The organism is Mucilaginibacter kameinonensis (genome assembly GCF_003675385.1).
Taxonomy (GTDB): Bacteria; Bacteroidota; Bacteroidia; order Sphingobacteriales; family Sphingobacteriaceae; genus Mucilaginibacter; species Mucilaginibacter kameinonensis.
The window spans coordinates 306162-322752 of sequence record NZ_RCWZ01000004.1; the positions used below are offsets into that span (position 1 = coordinate 306162).

The window sequence follows — 16591 nt, forward strand, 5'->3', positions numbered from 1 at the left end:
GCGAAGCGCACAAAACCGGAATGCAGATTAGGTACTGATTAATTACCGCCTCTTTTTCCATGGTGACTTTCATGCACAGTACAAAAGTTTGGTTTAAACCTTGGTTATTGGTAGGGCTAAATTGCGTTTTAAAGCCAAAAAGAGTGAGGGGTAAATTCTGATTATGAGAGGGGGTATTTCATCAAAAAGCCTCAAAAACGAGTGATTTTGAGGCTTTTTGAACAGGGGGTAAATCAATACAACAAGGGGGACAAAAATATAACACCATATTTACCCCCCGCCTTCGCTTTATTTGCCACCCATCCCTCCACTTAGCGGAAAGAAAGCATTTTTAAGAAAAAGCTTATTAACCTTTTTGCATGATCATGGCAAAGCCGAACATTGGTCATGCAACGAAGTGCAGACTGGGAGAGTAAAACAATTATATAACGCTTGATCAGTTTTCTCTGATCACATCACGGTTCACGTTATAGTTATTATGAAAGGGTTTGCGATATTTCTTGATATAGTCGGATGGGTTGATGCCAAACAATTTATTAAACTGCTCCCTGAAGTATTTCAAATCATTTAGGCCAACCTTATATGCCGTTTCATAAACCGTACTATCGGTGGTAAGCAAAATCTCCGCAGCCTTACGTAAACGGATGAAACGGATAAAACTGTTTGCAGATTGTCCGGAGATTGATTTGATCCGTTTGTATAAATTGGAATGGCTCATACCTATTTCGGCAGCCAGGGTTTTGATGCTGAAATCAGGATCGGTTAAATGCTGCTCAACTATCTGCAGGCATTTTTCCAGAAACTCTTTGTATTCCTGGGAGATCTTCAGGTCGTTGGACTTATTAAGCGTTATCTCATTATAAAAATACTTCTGCAGGTTGTTCCGGCTTTTCAGGATACCATTAACCCGTGCAACAAGGATCTCCTTTTCAAACGGCTTGCTGATATAATCATCGGCACCGCCCTCAATACCTTTAAGCTTTATTTCGGGCGATGAACTGGCGGTAAGCAATATCACCGGGATGTGGTTCAAAACAGCATCTTCCTTAATGCGGCTGCACACCTCAATACCGCTTAATCCCTGCATCATTACATCGCTTATCACAATATCAGGCACCAGGTGGTAAACCAATTCCAGACCATCGGTGCCGTTGTCGGCCTCAAAAATTTCAAATTCGCCGCTAAAGATCTGTTTAAGATAAGTTCGGATCTGCTGGTTATCATCAATAAGCAGCATAGTTTTAGTATCGGAGCTTAAAGCCTCAGAGTTTTTTGCTGCTACTGCTGTGTTTTCAGCCTCAACCGTAACCAGTTCGCCTTTATTTTCCATCAGCTCATCCAGGAATACCGAAGTTTCGGCAACGTCCTCAAAAATAAACTGCTGACCAAAGTGTTCCTTCCCTTTTAATAAGGACACGTGGAATGTTGTGCCCTGGTCTTGTTTGCTGGTATAAGTAATGGAGCCTTTATGATGCTCTATGAACGCCTTAACCAGGTAAAGCCCAATACCAAAACCACCGGCCAAAGGCGCCGAGTTTTGAAGCTGGTAAAACTTACCGAACAGCTCATCGCCTGTCCCTTCGGCAATACCACAGCCGCTATCTTTAATATCGATAGTAACACCATTGCCAGTATCATTTATGGTACATGTTACCAGGCCAAAATCAGGCGTAAATTTCAAGGCGTTCGAGATCAGGTTAAACAATGCTATCTCCATCTTTTCCCGATCGGCGTAGATCTCTATCGTATCCTTTTCGCTTATAAAGTCAAACTGGATATGTTTGGTGCGCGCCTGGTGGTTAAAACATAAAAACACTTCATGGCACAGCGATACGATGTTAAGCCGCACAATTTTAAGCTTATCGGTATCACTTTCGGCCTTTCTGAACAACAACAATTGATCAACCAGGCTCAGTAAGCGACGTGCGTTTTTATAAATGATGTGCAGGTTACCTGCATCATCAGTAGCTTCGCTTTTGCCAAAAAGCATATCCTTTACCGGATTAATGATAAGCGTTAAAGGCGTACGGAACTCATGCGATATATTGGTAAAAAACGAAAGCTTACGCTCGTTAAGTTCCTTATCCTTCTCGGCCGAAAGCTGGGCCACTTTAACTTCGTATTTAAGCCTGGTTTGGCGGCTTTTGTATAAGATGTAGTAATAGGTAACAAGGCCTGCGGCGGCTATGTAAATTAAATAAGCCCACCATGTTTTGTACCATGGCGGCAGAATTTTAACCTGCAAAGTAGCATAATTATCAAACCATAAACCGTCCTGGTTAGATGCCTTTACCCTAAACGTATAAACGCCGGGCTCAAGATAACGGTAGGTAGCCAAACGCTGATCGCCAACGTAGTTCCAGGTTTTATCCAAACCGTCCAGTTTATAGGCAAAACCGCCCTTGTCCGGGTAAGTATAATTCAATGAAGCATATTGAATGGAAAATACCGATTGATCAGGCCCCAGGGTGATCTGCTGGGTTTCGTTAATGGCCTGGGTTAACACGGTGCGGTTTTTATCCTGCTCACCAACTTCAACCTGCTTGCCAAATATCTGCAATCCGGTTATAATAACCTTAGGCTGATAATTGCTTTTGTTCACCTTGCCGGGATCAAAGAAGTTTAGCCCTTCCGTTCCGCCGAAATATACGAGGCTGTTATCGGCATCAAACAAAACAGAACCGGCGTTAAACTGGCCGGCCTGTAAACCATCGGACTGGTCGTAATTTAGGATTTTCCCGGTTGCCGGGTTTAAATTTGACAAGCCTTTGTTGGTGCTCATCCACAAGGTACCATCAGCCACTTCTTTAAACGCAGAAACCGTATTATTGGCAAGGCCGTTTGTTTCATTAAACTTCTTGAATACACGCTTTTTCAGATCGTAAGCTATCAGCCCATCACCTTCGGTAGCTATCCACAGGCGGCGATATTTATCTACGTAAAGCGAAAATATCACCTGTCCCGGCAGGTTATTCCTTTCATCAATTGGTGTAAAATACCTGCTGAACTTTTTTTGCCGGATGTCATAAAAATCCAGCCCACCCCCGTAAGTACCTATCCACAGGTTGCCTTGTTCATCTTCGGTAATTGCCCGCACATCATAGGCTGTGAGCCCACTGTTTGCAGGAGTAAAATTGCTGAAGGTTTTGCTAACCGGATCAAACAAGCTTAAACCACCGCCATTGGTGCCAATCCAGATATTTTTACGGCTATCCTGGTAAATTACTCTTACATCGTTGCCTCCAAGGCTTTTACTGTCGCTTGCATTATGGGCGTATGAGGTAAACGAATCGGTGTTTTTGTTATAAAGCAGTAAGCCCTTAGCATAGGTACCAAACCAAACATTTCCGTCCTTATCAGTATAACCGTATAAAATGGCATTGTCTGTAATGCTCCCTGCCCGGCCATCGGCTTTGTATTGCTTGATAAGTGTGCCGTTCCTGCTGGTTTTAAAAAGGCCTTCACCATCAGTTCCGAGCCATAAAAAGCCATCGCGGTCCTGGCACATCCCATAAAACCTGATCGGGCTTTCGCCACTTGTTTCATATTTCTTTTTGGTGATCAGCGAAAACTTTTCTTTAATGCTACTGATCATGTAGATACCATCGCCGTAGGTACCTACCCAAACGTTCTTATCCTTATCAATAAAAAGCGTTTGTACCGAGCGTTGGGTAAGATAAAAACCATCATCGCCGGTTACGGGCTGCAAAAAGTAATTGGCAGTGTTAAAGTTTGGATTTGAACCTATATTGAGTTTAAAAAGTCCCCCATCCTGCAGGCCAACAAGCAGTTGGTTATCATTATCTTCATTAACTGAGATATATCTTTTACTTTTAATACCAGGCTGATTGGCTTGCAGCAAGGTAAACTTGTTAGTCTGGCGATTATAATAAATAAGTCCGCTGCCGGTAGCTATCCAGATGTTATGAAAATGGTCTTCAAAAATATCATTGATCCGGGTAGTGGGCAGATTAGCAATTTGAGGTGTTAAACCATCGGCTTTGCTAATCAGGCCGCCTTTATGCCTGAATATGTTAATATTACCTTCCTGCGTTCCCACCCATAACAAACCTTTAGAATCTTCAAACAAGCAAATTACACGGTTACTTGCTAAGCGGGGTAAATTGATCTGGGTGTAGTTAATGAAGCTGGCGGTTTTGATATCAAAATAAGAAAAGCCCAGGTTATACGACGTGATCCACAGGTTACCGTCATGACTTTGGGTGATATTACCGATATCACTCTTTACCGCTCTGCTAAGCTTCAATTTATAGTGCACAAACTTTTCGGTACGGGTATCCAGTTTGCTCAAGCCGTTGCGTGATGACGCCCAGATATTACCATGCACATCACACAAAACTTTTTGCACATAATTACTGGCCAGGGCGGTTGAATCGCCTGCACGCGATTTAAAAACCTTAAAGGTAGTACCATCAAAACGATTAAGCCCATCGTTGGTGGCAAACCACATAAAGCCCTTATCATCCTGGGTAATGCTGTTTACAATGCCAAAAGAAAGACCATTTTTTAAAGAATAGTTGAGGATCTTGTTTTTGATGGGCGACTGGGCATGAGCCAATGAAATGATCAAAAAAAGAACAATACACAATAAGGATCCCTTTTTCATGAACGCGTTGCAGGCTGTAATTACACAATAATTGGTATTTTAAAGCTACTTAATTAATTGTTGAAAGTACAATAATATTATCAACATGTAAAATACCCGTTACAAAAAAAGATCAATTCATCCTGATTATAAGAAAATTGGCGTGTTGATTAAAGCCTGCTGCTCCAGGTAGCACCTACCGCGCAAAAGACTGCTACTATGCTTTTTCTACAAATAGGTAGCGCCTACGGCGCGTATCTTCAAAATGTGTGTATGGTGGTTAGGAGTTGGATTATTTCTCCTCGGATACCGCTAAGTGCTTATAATGTGTCATAACCTCATCAAAACAGATTGCCAGCCAACGGGTATAATCGTCGGGGTTATTTTGGAGTTCAGCTGCCAGTTGGGGCATGGTTATGTATTTAAATGAAGATACCTCATCGGGATTAGGTACCGGCAATTCATCTGTAACACCGAAGAAAACATGATCATATTCGTTTTCAATGATATCATCCTGAATGGTAGTGCAGTATATAAAAGAGAAAACAAAGCTGAGCTCACTTGTCATTCCCATCTCTTCCTGTAACCTTCTGTGTGCCGCATCAATGTTGGTTTCACCGGGCTTTGGGTGACTGCAGCAGGTATTTGTCCATTTGCCGCCTGAGTGATATTTATCATCGGCACGCTTTTGTAATAACAGCTCGCCTTTTTTATTGAATATAAAAACAGAAAACGCACGGTGCAGCTTGCCCTGAATATGCGCCTCCATTTTTCCCATAGTACCTGTTTCCTGATCATCGCGATCAACCAAAATCACAGTTTCTTCTATTTTCACTCGCTATTATTTGATGTTGCCTTATTTACGAGAAACGTTCATCTCCGGCTTTTTGTTATTTTATTTTTGTTAGATGGCTTTAGTCGATGATTCTTTGTTCGGCTTCCTTAACATCTGGCAATGGTTGTCCGGCTATTTCAAGCAATGTGGTTTCTATCATCCGGCACATGGCATTTAAGGCAAGGTCGTTAGCCTCCGTTCCGAAAGGTTCTTCAATTTCATCGGCAATTGCCTCAAAGGCTACAAAGGTATAGGCTATAAACACCACAATCAGCGGCGTAAGCCAGCCCAGGCTATCAACCAAACCAAAGGGCAGCATAAAACAGTAAAGATAAACCGTACGGTGCAGCAATACCCTGTAACTGTACGGGATAGGTGTTGAAGCTATCCGTTCGCAACCGCCAACAATATCTGAAAGCTTATTAAAACTTTCTTCAAATGAAACCTGGATAATGGAGTCGATTTTCCCTTCTGCTTTAACTGTACGCACCCAGCTACCCATTTCGCTCAATAGCATGATGGGTTTATATTTAGTTTGGCCTATTTGCAAAGCCAATTCGGCAGGTAACATTTGTTCAAGATCAGCTTTGGCATCGGTGCCTCGTAACTGATGCTTAAGGCTGTATGTTAAAGCAATGAGCAGTTTAACAAAGGCCTGCGGTTCCTGGTCGGCTGTTTGATAGCCTGTGGTAGAAAAAGCCTGCCTTGCAAGCGAACGGGTATCATTTAATAAGGCTCCCCATAATTTTCGCCCCTCCCAGAAACGTTCATAGCTGGCACTGTTCCGGAATCCTAAAAACAGGGCAAGCGCCAAACCGAATAAGGTAAACGGTGCGGGGTTTAAAGGTACCTTGAACGAAAACAGGGAACCGTGCAGGTATACTATAATTACCGATAATACTAACAATAAACCCAGGCGGGGCAACAATCGGGGCAGTACAGAACCATGCCAGATAAACAGCATCCTGAACCAATGCTCTTTCTTCCTGATAATCATGCTGCAAATTTCAGCTTTATTTTCCATAAAAAAACGGATTTCCCGTTAAGGAAACCCGTTTTTCAGTTTATTTAGTAAAACTATGTTTTGCTTAGTTCACATCAAACCAAAGCTTGGTGGTAAGCGCATCTGCCCCTTGCGCAGCAACTGCCGACTGATAACTGGTTTTGTTCAGTGATTGCTCGGTTCCCGGATAGATAAACCTTACCGGTATTTTACCATTCAGTGTGCCCGCTACTGCCGGTTGCAATTGCGGGTAATCAAGCCTGCGCCATTCGGTCCAGCCTTCCAGGCCCTGGCCAAACAAGGCTATCCATTTTTGCTCGCCAATTGATTTTTTGTAGTTAGATGCATCATATTTAACGGCAGCCTGTGCTACATAAGTGGCAATATCCGCAGAAGCGATGCCGTATTGCGCCAGCGCCGCGGTAACTGCCTGATTATATAAAGAAGTAGCATCCTCAGTAGTAAAACCACGGGCAGCAGCCTCTGCCCTGTCAAATAAGCTTTCGGCATAGCTTAATATTACAGCCGGAGCGTGCGGCGCACGGAAGTAAGTGCCCGGTTTTGAAGTTTTGGTAAAACCATAGTTGCTGGCATCGCCCACTAATAAACCATTTGGCAAACCAACATAGGTTTGTGGTGTAGCATCCTGCGTTGGAGCAGCATAAATAGGTAAGCGCGGATCTTTGAGTGCAAACAGCTTGTCAACTATAGTTTTGCTGATACGGTAATCGTCGCGGGTATCAAACAGGTTGCTCACCGGGTTTTGGTTTGGCGAATCAAGGTAAACCAGCTGCGCGGTTTCAGCATTTGAGCTGATATACGAGCCTCCTTCTGCTTTGATATCATCCAGTACCTGTTTAGCTTTGGCAGGTTCCCTATCGGCAATGCGTAAAGCAATACGAAGCCTTAAAGAGTTGGCGAACTTTTTCCATGATGCAATATTATTGCTGTAGATCACATCGCCTGCTATGGCTTTGCCTGAAGGATCAAGTGCAGCCTGAGCAGCTTTCAGGTCGTCCAACAAAGCAAAATAAACATCTTTTTGAGCATCGTAAGCAGGGGTAAGATACTGATCGATATTGGCTGCCTGTTTATAGGGAATATTGCCGTAAGCCTCGGTTAATAAACTAAATGTCCACGAGCGTAATATCAAGGCAACACCTTTATAGTTGGTATTACCCTGGGCATCGGCAAGTTTGATGATCTGGTTAAGGTTTACAATACTTTTAGCATAACCTGTACTCCAGAGTTCTTCAAACGCGCTGCTGGCATAAATATACCTGTCGGGATCAGTGTATTGAATTTTAGACCAGTACTGCACAAAAAGCAAGCTGGCATCCATGTTATTGGCTACGCCCCAATAGGTATCGGCCGTTGCTTTGGTAGCGGCGGTCAACAGGTAATCGGGCTGTGCTGTTTGCGAACCGTTGGGGTTTTGGTTGATCTTTAACAGATCCTTTTTGCACGATGTTACCGATAATAAAACCGCGGCGGATAATATGCTGATATATTTAAGATTCATGATGTTTTAGAATTTAAGGTTTACGTTAAAACCGATGTTACGCACAGTAGGCAGGGTAAGATCTTCCAATCCCTGGCCGTTGCCTGCGTTAAAGGCAGTTTCCGGATCGATATTCGGCGCGTTTTTATGGATGATCCAAAGGTTACGGCCTACTACCGAAAATGTAGCACCCTGGAAACCAATTTTATTTACCCATTTAGCTGGTAAAGAATAGCCCAGTTTCACTTCGCGAAGCTTGATATACGAGGCATCGTAAACAAATGCTTCATCAATATTGGTAAAGCCTTTATAGTAGGATTGTGCAGGGATGATAGTGGTATTTGGCGAACCATCGGCTTTTACGCCTTTAAATATCATACCATCATTATATACAGTAACACCCGCCGGGGCTGCACCGGTAACCTGTACCGCCGCTGCCGAAGTGTTATTACCCGGATAGTAGTAGCTTAAGCCACCATTAGCAGCGCCGCGGCCCGGCAAAGTTGAAGCCAATACGCCGGTATAAGTACCTGTACGGTTTGTGTTTGAATAAATTGATCCGCCGAAACGCGCGTCAACCAAAAAGCTCAGGTTAATGCCTTTGTAGGTAAAGCTGTTATTGATGCTTCCTAACCAATTAGGGGTAAACTTACCTAAATAGCGTTTGGTAGTGTTAAATACAGGTGTGCCATTGGCATCAATTACGATATTGCCGGAAGCATCACGTGTGTAAGCAGTGCCATAGAGTGAGCCATAAGGCTGACCAAGGGCAGCTAAAACCTGTACTGTACGATCTGTACCCAAAACTACGCTTTGCAGGCGGCCGTCAGCGTCAAGTGAAGCTACCTTACTGCGGTTTAGCGAGTAATTGGTGGTTATATCCCATGTAAAGGCTTTTGATTTAATTGGCGTAATACCCAATTGAACCTCAACTCCTTTGTTGTTGATGCGGCCACCGTTTATTACTTTTTGGCTATAACCCGTTGATGAACTTACCTGTACAGTAAGGATCTGGTTAGTACTGTTGGTGTTATATCCACTTACATCTAAATGTACACGATCATGGAAAAAGCCTAATTCAAAACCGGCCTCTGCCGATGTAGTGGTTTCAGGCTTAAGGTGATCATTCAGATCGATAGTTGGTGAGCTTTGCTGCGGGTTTGATCCGAAAAGCGTTGAAGAAGTGAAAACATTAAGCAACTGATAAGGATCAGTAGCCTTACCCACTTTAGACCAGCCACCTCTTAGTTTGGCATAAGTCAACACATCGCTTTTAATATCCAGGGCTTCTGACAACACCAAACTTCCGTTTACTGATGGATAGAAGTAAGACAATGCATCTGAAGGTAAAGATGAAGACCAATCGTTACGGGCAGTAAAGTTTAAGAATGCATAATTCCTGAAACCAACCTGGGCCGAACCAAAATAGCTATAGGTTTTAAGCTTACCATAATAGTTTGTCGAAACCAATGGATCACGGGAATTGCTTAGTGTGTACAGGCCTGCAACTGCAAGTTTCGGAGCCAACTGATCATTATTCTCGGTTGTTCTTACAGCAATGTTGCCACCGCCAAACACATCAAGCGTGAAATCATTATTCAGCTTTTTAGTGTATTGTAACCTGGCTTCGGTATTATTTTCGTTCACGCTGTAAGCATCTTCCTCGTATGATCCAAACGGCGTTCCGTTGGTACCGTAAGCTACTTTGATCTTGCGGCGGTCGTTATAATAATCTGTTCCGGTACGGAAGTTTGCAGACAGGCCGTCAATGATCTTATAATTCAATTCGATACTGCCTATCAGGTGGTTTTTGTGTTGGCCAACCGTGTTTTCATAAGCCAGCCAGTATGGGTTGCTATAGTAACTGTTGTTCCAGTTAAAGGTATTACCATTAGCATCTTTATAATTTTTAAGCCTGTTGATATCAACCTGCCGACCAAACCACGTAAACTGCAGCATTGTACTGGTTGCACGTTTTCCGTAAGCACCCGGAAGGTTGTCTGCATCATCTTTGCTATAATCAACAATAGTATTTACTGTTAATTTATTATTGATCCGATAGCTTGAGTTTAAAGCGAAAGAATTGCGGCCTTGTGAAGTATTAGGTACAATACCGGTTTGGTGCAGGTTGTTATATGATAACCTGAAATCACTTTTATCGCTGCTGCTTGCTATCGCGATGCCATTATTCAATGTAACACCGGTTTTAAAAAAGTCTTTTACGTTATCAGGATGGGCAACAAAAGGCACAGCCTGCCCATTTGAGTAAAACTGCGGAATCAGCGAGCCATCTAATGCAGGGCCCCAGCTTTCGTCAACACCATCGTTAACGCCGCCGCCCTTACCATCTACATAGCTGAATTTGCCATTTGAACCCTGCCCGTATTGGTTCTGATAATCAGGCAGGATCTGCACGTTTGAAAAACTGGTGTTCGAGTTTATGGTAACACCTAAGCCTTTTGCGCCCTTACCGGTCTTAGTCCTGATGAGGATAACGCCTGCTGCCGCGCGTGAACCGTAAAGCGCCGCCGCGTTAGGGCCTTTCAGCACGCTTACCGATTCGATATCTTCAGAGTTAAGATCTGAAATAGCATTGGCAAAATCCCTTGAGCCGTTATTTCCTAAAAACTGGCTGTTGTCAACTATAACACCGTCAACCACAAATAAGGGCTGGTTATTACCCGAGATAGAAGTTTCTCCACGGATAACAATACGCGACGAACCCATATCGCCCTGGCTATTGGTAACCTGCACACCGGCAATTTTACCCGCCAGCGCATTTACAAAGTTGGTTTCCTTAGCCTCGGAGATATCTTTCGATTTTAAACCCTGCACTGCATAACCCAATGATTTTTTATCTTTTGAGATATTGAGGGCCGTTATAACTACCTCATTAAGCGAGTTTGGCGCTTCAACCAAAACTATATTTAAGGTTGATGAATTTTGTGTAACCGTAACGTCCTGGCTGGTAAAGCCTATGTAGCTAACCCGCAGTACATCGTTTACTTTGGCGTTAATGGTAAACTTACCGTCAACATTGGTTTGTGCGCCCGTTGTAGTGCCTTTAACTGATATGCTTACACCAGGCAGCGGCAGCCCGTCGGACTTGGCGGTTACCACACCGCTTATTTTAACGGATTGCCCCGCAACCGTCTGGACGAGAATGAAAGGCAACAAAATTGCCAGAAATAGCTTGTAAATTTTTAACATGATAATTAATAATTGAGAATTAATTTTTTGATGTCTTTACCGGTACAAAAAGCATGGCTATCGCGTTAGCAGGCATAAATTGCCCAACTCATAACCTGTTATAACAGTAAAGAATTGATTAGGGGATGGTATTATTAAGCTACGGCAAGCTGCAGCAAGTCCGTATTTAAATACCATGCATGCTGTAAAGAATTAGCAGCAACAACGCATGCTTTGCATATATGGATAGATGGATTTGCAGGCCGATTGGCTTACCGGAACGAAGGTGTTTTTGTGTAAGGGGGTAGTCTTTGTTTTCATAAAAACGGGTATTAATAAGTACGGATAGATTCTTTCTTTATCGATAGCCAGCAGGGTGGCCGTCATTCATTTAGTTGATAGATGCTGTTTTGTTGTTCACCAAAGCGTCGACAGCTTTTAGCATGGATGCAAATTCCTGTTTATCGTACAAGCGGGTGAGGTAAACAATTTTCCCATCGCGGTCGATAACTACATTACGCGTGACGCCACTTTTTTTGTTGGCGAACCGTCCGAAGATATCTGCACCGGGATCAAGGGCCAGCGGGTAGCTAATGTTCATGACCTGGTGAAAACCTTTCACCTTTTCAAGCGGTTCATCGCGGTCAACACCTATTAAAACCAGGCCTTTATCTTTATAAGCCTGCCAGATCTCTTTTTCAAGATGAGGCATTTCCTCACGACACACGCTGCACCAGCTTGCAGTAAATTGCAGGATAACTACTTTACCACGTAATTGCTTTAATGATGTTTTAGTGCCATCGGTAAGCACAAGCTCAAAATCTGCAGGAGCGATATCGCCTGTTTTCACGATGTAACCACGATCTGTGTTCGGATCAGCAGCCGCGTTTGTTTGCGCTGAGGCAAATAGCGCTGTTATGGAAAGCAGGCAGGTAATAAGTAAAAGTTTAATCTTCATTGCTAAACACTTTAAATTGTGATATCAACTCAGTAATATTTTTTAGCAAGAAAAGTGAAGGGAGAAAAAGAATTGTACTTATAGCCTGAAAATACAAGGCAATAGCTTATTACATTATCTTTTCCACCCCTATTTGGGCAGACAGGAATTAGCACCTTTATAACAGTGGGCTTACAGGTTGCTAAGACATCACAGGGCCTTTCCCTCAGTCTTTCTTGATAATAAAATTCTCAAAGAACCGATTTGATGGTGCAAATATATACATATTCCACTAAAACCATAGACTTTATATAATTATTGCAATAAAATGAATTAAACCGGGTAAAAATTGCAGCGCCAATATGCTTCGATAATACCATCTTTAAAGCAAAAAGCGCCTCCATTTTATGGAAACGCATTTTTTATATTGATTGATCAATTCTTTATAAATAAAAAGTCCCTAACGCTCGCCGCCGGGACTTTTAACCTAAACTTATTTGTAGATTAAATCTACATCCACAATAACCCTAAGCTTTGCAAAAAGTTTGTTAACTCCTTACAACGTATGATTGGAATCTGGATGCCTCAATTAAACAGGCTCGCGAAACTGTTTTCGGAAATTATCTTTTCAACTTTGTTTTCCAGCTCCTGGTAAATAATGCTATTCAAAAAATTACCTGAACTGATCCGTTTTACTCCGGCACTCTGCAGCGCTTTAAAATCAGGTAGATTAGGCATACACATTACACTTACCGGAAGGCTGGATAAGGCTGTTATTTTTTCAATATCAACTATTTGCGTAATGCAAGGAAAAAACAAACCATGTACGCCTGTATCCTGGTAAAGTTTAGTACGTGTAAGGGCATCTTCAAGCGCGTTGGGCAAACCAAGCAAAAATGAATCTGAACGTAAGTTTATAAACACCTCCACGCCTGCTTTGGCCAGCAACCTGGTAACCTGTTTAAGTTTTGCGGCAAATTCATTCGCATCAACAATGCTGCGCTGACCGTTGATTACTATCGAATCTTCGATGTTAATACCTGCCACACCAAGACTATGCAAGCGGATGATATTATCACTAATTTCCTCGGGCGTGTTACCATAGCCAGCTTCAAGATCAACCGATAATATGGCTGTTGCCGATGTAGCTATCCATTTGATCACAAAAAGATAATCGTCAAAACTCATTTCTTCGCCATCGGCAAAACCTAATGTAGCTGCAACGGCCGCGCTTGACGTGCCTATGGCTTTAAAATTCAGTTTATCATAAACCTGCGCGCTTTGCACATTCCATACGTTACCAATTTGCAAAAGTTCTGTATTATGATGCAGGGCTAAAAATTCTTTAAATCTGTTTTTCATTTCCTTATTTTTTATTGATGCTCAAAATTAGCCCGCTTGCTTTTCTGAAAATTGTATAAAACGGAACAAAATGAGGTGAAAGGTGAAAGGTGAAAGGTGAAAGGTGAAAGGTGAAAGGTGAAAGGTGAAAGGTGAAAGGTGAAAGGTGAAACAACAATGACCGGGTAAACCCGGCCATTGTTGTTTCAATCAGGCTGAATTAATCAGGCTACAAGGTTAGCTTCGGCTCCGAAAGCGTGATCGATGATAATTTTCCAGCTGCCATCGGGTTGTTGCTTCATAAGTTCGATGCCTTTTGCTGCAACCTGGGTTTTACCTTTGTCTGTAATACTCCACTCCGATCGGCCTACGGCTACATCGCCCGATTGTAGACAGTAAACGGTTTTAATTTCCATTACTCCCGGAACAGCGCAAATGCTTTTTACTGCTTCTACAAACTGGGACTGCCCTGATACTTCTTTTCCGGGTTCAGGGAAAATGATGCCGTTAGCATCGTACACATTCATAATTACATCTAAATTTTTGGTGTTGAAAGCTGCGGCTAATACCGCGTGTACATCCTGTGGTGTTTTTGCTGTTTTCATTGTGTTGTGTTTTTATTGTCAGCAAAACTATGCGGCTTTAACAGACCAAAATTGTATAAAACGGAAGTGTATTAACTACCTGCCAATACCTGGTTTATTGGCGATGCCTGAGCAGCAAAGGCATTGGGTGTAAGTCCTGTAAAAAGCTTAAACTCCTTTATAAAATGGGCCTGGTCAAAATAGCCGGCGCTGTAAGCTACGTTAGTCAGCTTTTCTTCGGCAGCGTTTACGAGGTTAAGGCTATGTTGAAAGCGGTTTATTTTATAAAATAATTTGGGAGGTATGCCAGTATACTGCGAAAAAAGGGTATTTAAATGCCGTGAAGAAATATTATGCCGGTTGGAAATAGACAGGATATTATCATCGCTGTAGCTCTTTTTAAGATTGCCTATGATGTCACCTATGAATTTGATCTTCGAGTGCTTCTTTTCAGTTACAGATAAACGGATCCAAAGGTAATCCTCAATCATGGCCACCTTCGCGTTCAGATCGGGAGTCTCTAATAACCTTGAATAAAGCGTTTGCAATTTAGGGCCGAATACATGCCTGGCATCTACAATTTCATTATTGAATTCGGATACGCTTTCTTCAAAAAAATAAGCGGCCGAATGTGGGTAGAAACGGAAGCCCAGCATGATATTTCGCCCTACTGATTGTATGGCCAACGGCTTGGTGATCTGTCCCCAAAGTTCAACAGGTGGCGTGGTGTAAAATGTATCCTCTTTTTTTGATTTCCAGTTTCCGGCACCCAAGTTAAAGATCACCTCCATGGTGCCGCTCGGAAACACGATATCATCATAGCTCCTGTCCGAATCAGATTCGTAAAAGTAGAAGCATTTGATGTACGGCTGCAGCCTTTGGCCCGGAAGAATCTCTTTAAAAACCATTATCACAAATATAAGGTCCAAGCCAATGATCTGAATTGTAAAAAACGGAACATTCTTAACCTTAAAGTCATAAAAAAAGCCGCACGACCAATAATGATCGTACGGCTGATTTATGATAACATTTAGATGGGGATAAATTAATAACCCGGATTTTGAGTCAGTTTGCTGTTGATCTGGATCTCCCGGAAAGGAATAGCGTAAATCAACCTGTTCTGATCAATCAGGAAAGTAGATGGCAATAAAAATCCGTACAATGCTTTCAAACGCACACCCTTGGCTGTGATAGCATCAATAGCCTGACCATTTCGGATCAGGTCTGTCCACCGGTGATTTTCAAATGCCAGCTCGTGGCGCATTTCGTTAGAAACATTAAGCTTGGTGGCCTGTGCAAGGGCAGGTAAACCGGCCCTTAACCTTACCTGGTTTAAATATGGTAAAGCCTCACTATTTTTATTCTCGGCAACTAAACACTCTGCCAAAAGCAATAATGCGCCCGAGTAACGGTATATAGGCCAGTTATCATCAGTATTGTATTCAACCTGGTATGGCGGGTGCAGGTACTTTTTGATGAAATAGTAATAACCAAGACCAGCAGTTGGTTTATAATCAACAGGACTTTTAACGGCGGTTGTGGTCAACACCTCGTTATTTACCGTGCCTTCGGCCACGGCTATTGAGACAGGTAGCCTCAGGTCACCTTTCTCGTAAGAGTCAACCATTTCCTGTGTTGGCACATTCCATCCGCCGCTGGCAAGACTCCCACGGGCATTAGTACCATGTAGACCAAGAATTGCTTCGGTGTTGGTAGTTTTAGGAATAAAGCGCCAGATAAAATCGCTTTGCTGCCCATCATTCCCTGCTTTGTACTGTACTTCAAAAATTGATTCGGAATTGTTCTTGTTGGTAGGATCGAAAACATTGGCATAGTTAGGCAAAAGCGAGTAACTCATTTTGGTGATATCCAGTAACGCGGCTTCGGCCTTGGCATAATCAGGGCTTGGTTTTGACATGTACGCATACCCCAGTAACATTTTAGCCGCGCCCTGAGTAGCCCTGCCCGATTGCGGAAATGTTTTAACAACCGGTAAAAGCGGTATGGCTTTGTTCAGGTCGGCTATGATCTGGGTATAAACCTCATCTACCGAATTACGTGGCAAAAAGGCTCCGTTCACATCAGTTACTTCTTCTACCTGCAGCGGAACTCCGCCAAAATGCTGAACCAGGTCATAGTAATAAAAGGCGCGTAAAAACAGGGCTTCCCCTCCTATCTGGTCTTTATCAGTTTGTGCAAGAGATGATTTATCAAGCCTGGTCAAAATCGTGTTTAACTTAGCTATTCCTTCATAGTCATTTCCGTATCGGTTACCCGGCGAGTTTGGCGCCTGGCTTGAGGTAGAGTTATCTATAAACTCGGCATAAGCTTCGGCACTGGTCGATGTGCCCCTATCGGCAGAATAGAAAGTGAAGAAGGTATTGTCTGAACGCATTTCGTCCATATAAATACCCATAAAGGCCACGCCCCTAAGGTTTGTATATGCACCGGTAAGTGCCTGGTTAAACTGGTCGGCATTTTTAAAAAATGAAGCCGAACTAAGCGCGGTTTGCGGAACAAGGTCAAGCGTTCCCTTTTTGCAGGACGCCATGCAAACCACTGCTGTTAGTAATATATAGGTTATCTTTTTCATTG

The 16591-nt window shown here is 42.8% G+C and carries 10 protein-coding genes and 1 riboswitch; all 10 genes read right to left on the bottom strand.

Annotated elements, in window-relative coordinates:
* Positions 1–436: 436 nt before the first annotated feature.
* Positions 437–4627 carry a hybrid sensor histidine kinase/response regulator transcription factor gene (locus EAH55_RS19680; protein WP_121811159.1) on the bottom strand — a complete coding sequence of 1397 codons (4191 nt, stop codon included), beginning with the start codon at positions 4625–4627 and terminating at the stop codon, positions 437–439.
* 271 nt (positions 4628–4898) lie between these two features.
* On the bottom strand, positions 4899–5441 hold the full coding sequence (gene idi / locus EAH55_RS19685; RefSeq protein ID WP_244228259.1) for an isopentenyl-diphosphate Delta-isomerase: 543 nt from the start codon (positions 5439–5441) through the stop codon (positions 4899–4901).
* A 79-nt stretch (positions 5442–5520) separates the two neighbouring features.
* On the bottom strand, positions 5521–6465 hold the full coding sequence (locus EAH55_RS19690; RefSeq protein WP_208644892.1) for a bestrophin family protein: 945 nt from the start codon (positions 6463–6465) through the stop codon (positions 5521–5523).
* Between the two features lie 64 nt (positions 6466–6529).
* Positions 6530–7966: a SusD/RagB family nutrient-binding outer membrane lipoprotein gene (locus EAH55_RS19695; protein ID WP_121811160.1), complete on the bottom strand. Its 1437-nt coding sequence runs from the start codon at positions 7964–7966 to the stop codon at positions 6530–6532.
* A 6-nt stretch (positions 7967–7972) separates the two neighbouring features.
* On the bottom strand, positions 7973–11155 hold the full coding sequence (locus EAH55_RS19700; RefSeq protein WP_121811161.1) for a SusC/RagA family TonB-linked outer membrane protein: 3183 nt from the start codon (positions 11153–11155) through the stop codon (positions 7973–7975).
* 370 nt (positions 11156–11525) lie between these two features.
* On the bottom strand, positions 11526–12092 hold the full coding sequence (locus tag EAH55_RS19705; protein ID WP_121811162.1) for a TlpA family protein disulfide reductase: 567 nt from the start codon (positions 12090–12092) through the stop codon (positions 11526–11528).
* Between the two features lie 111 nt (positions 12093–12203).
* A riboswitch (SAM riboswitch) is annotated at positions 12204–12317 on the bottom strand.
* A gap of 339 nt (positions 12318–12656) precedes the next feature.
* Entirely contained in the window at positions 12657–13433 is a 777-nt protein-coding gene (locus tag EAH55_RS19710; protein WP_121811163.1) for an isocitrate lyase/PEP mutase family protein, read from the bottom strand.
* A gap of 203 nt (positions 13434–13636) precedes the next feature.
* Complete coding sequence (locus EAH55_RS19715; protein ID WP_121811164.1) at positions 13637–14017, bottom strand: YybH family protein; 381 nt, start codon at positions 14015–14017, stop codon at positions 13637–13639.
* 71 nt (positions 14018–14088) lie between these two features.
* Positions 14089–14904 carry a helix-turn-helix domain-containing protein gene (locus EAH55_RS19720; protein WP_121811165.1) on the bottom strand — a complete coding sequence of 272 codons (816 nt, stop codon included), beginning with the start codon at positions 14902–14904 and terminating at the stop codon, positions 14089–14091.
* 137 nt (positions 14905–15041) lie between these two features.
* Entirely contained in the window at positions 15042–16589 is a 1548-nt protein-coding gene (locus EAH55_RS19725; protein WP_121811166.1) for a RagB/SusD family nutrient uptake outer membrane protein, read from the bottom strand.
* Positions 16590–16591: the final 2 nt, after the last annotated feature.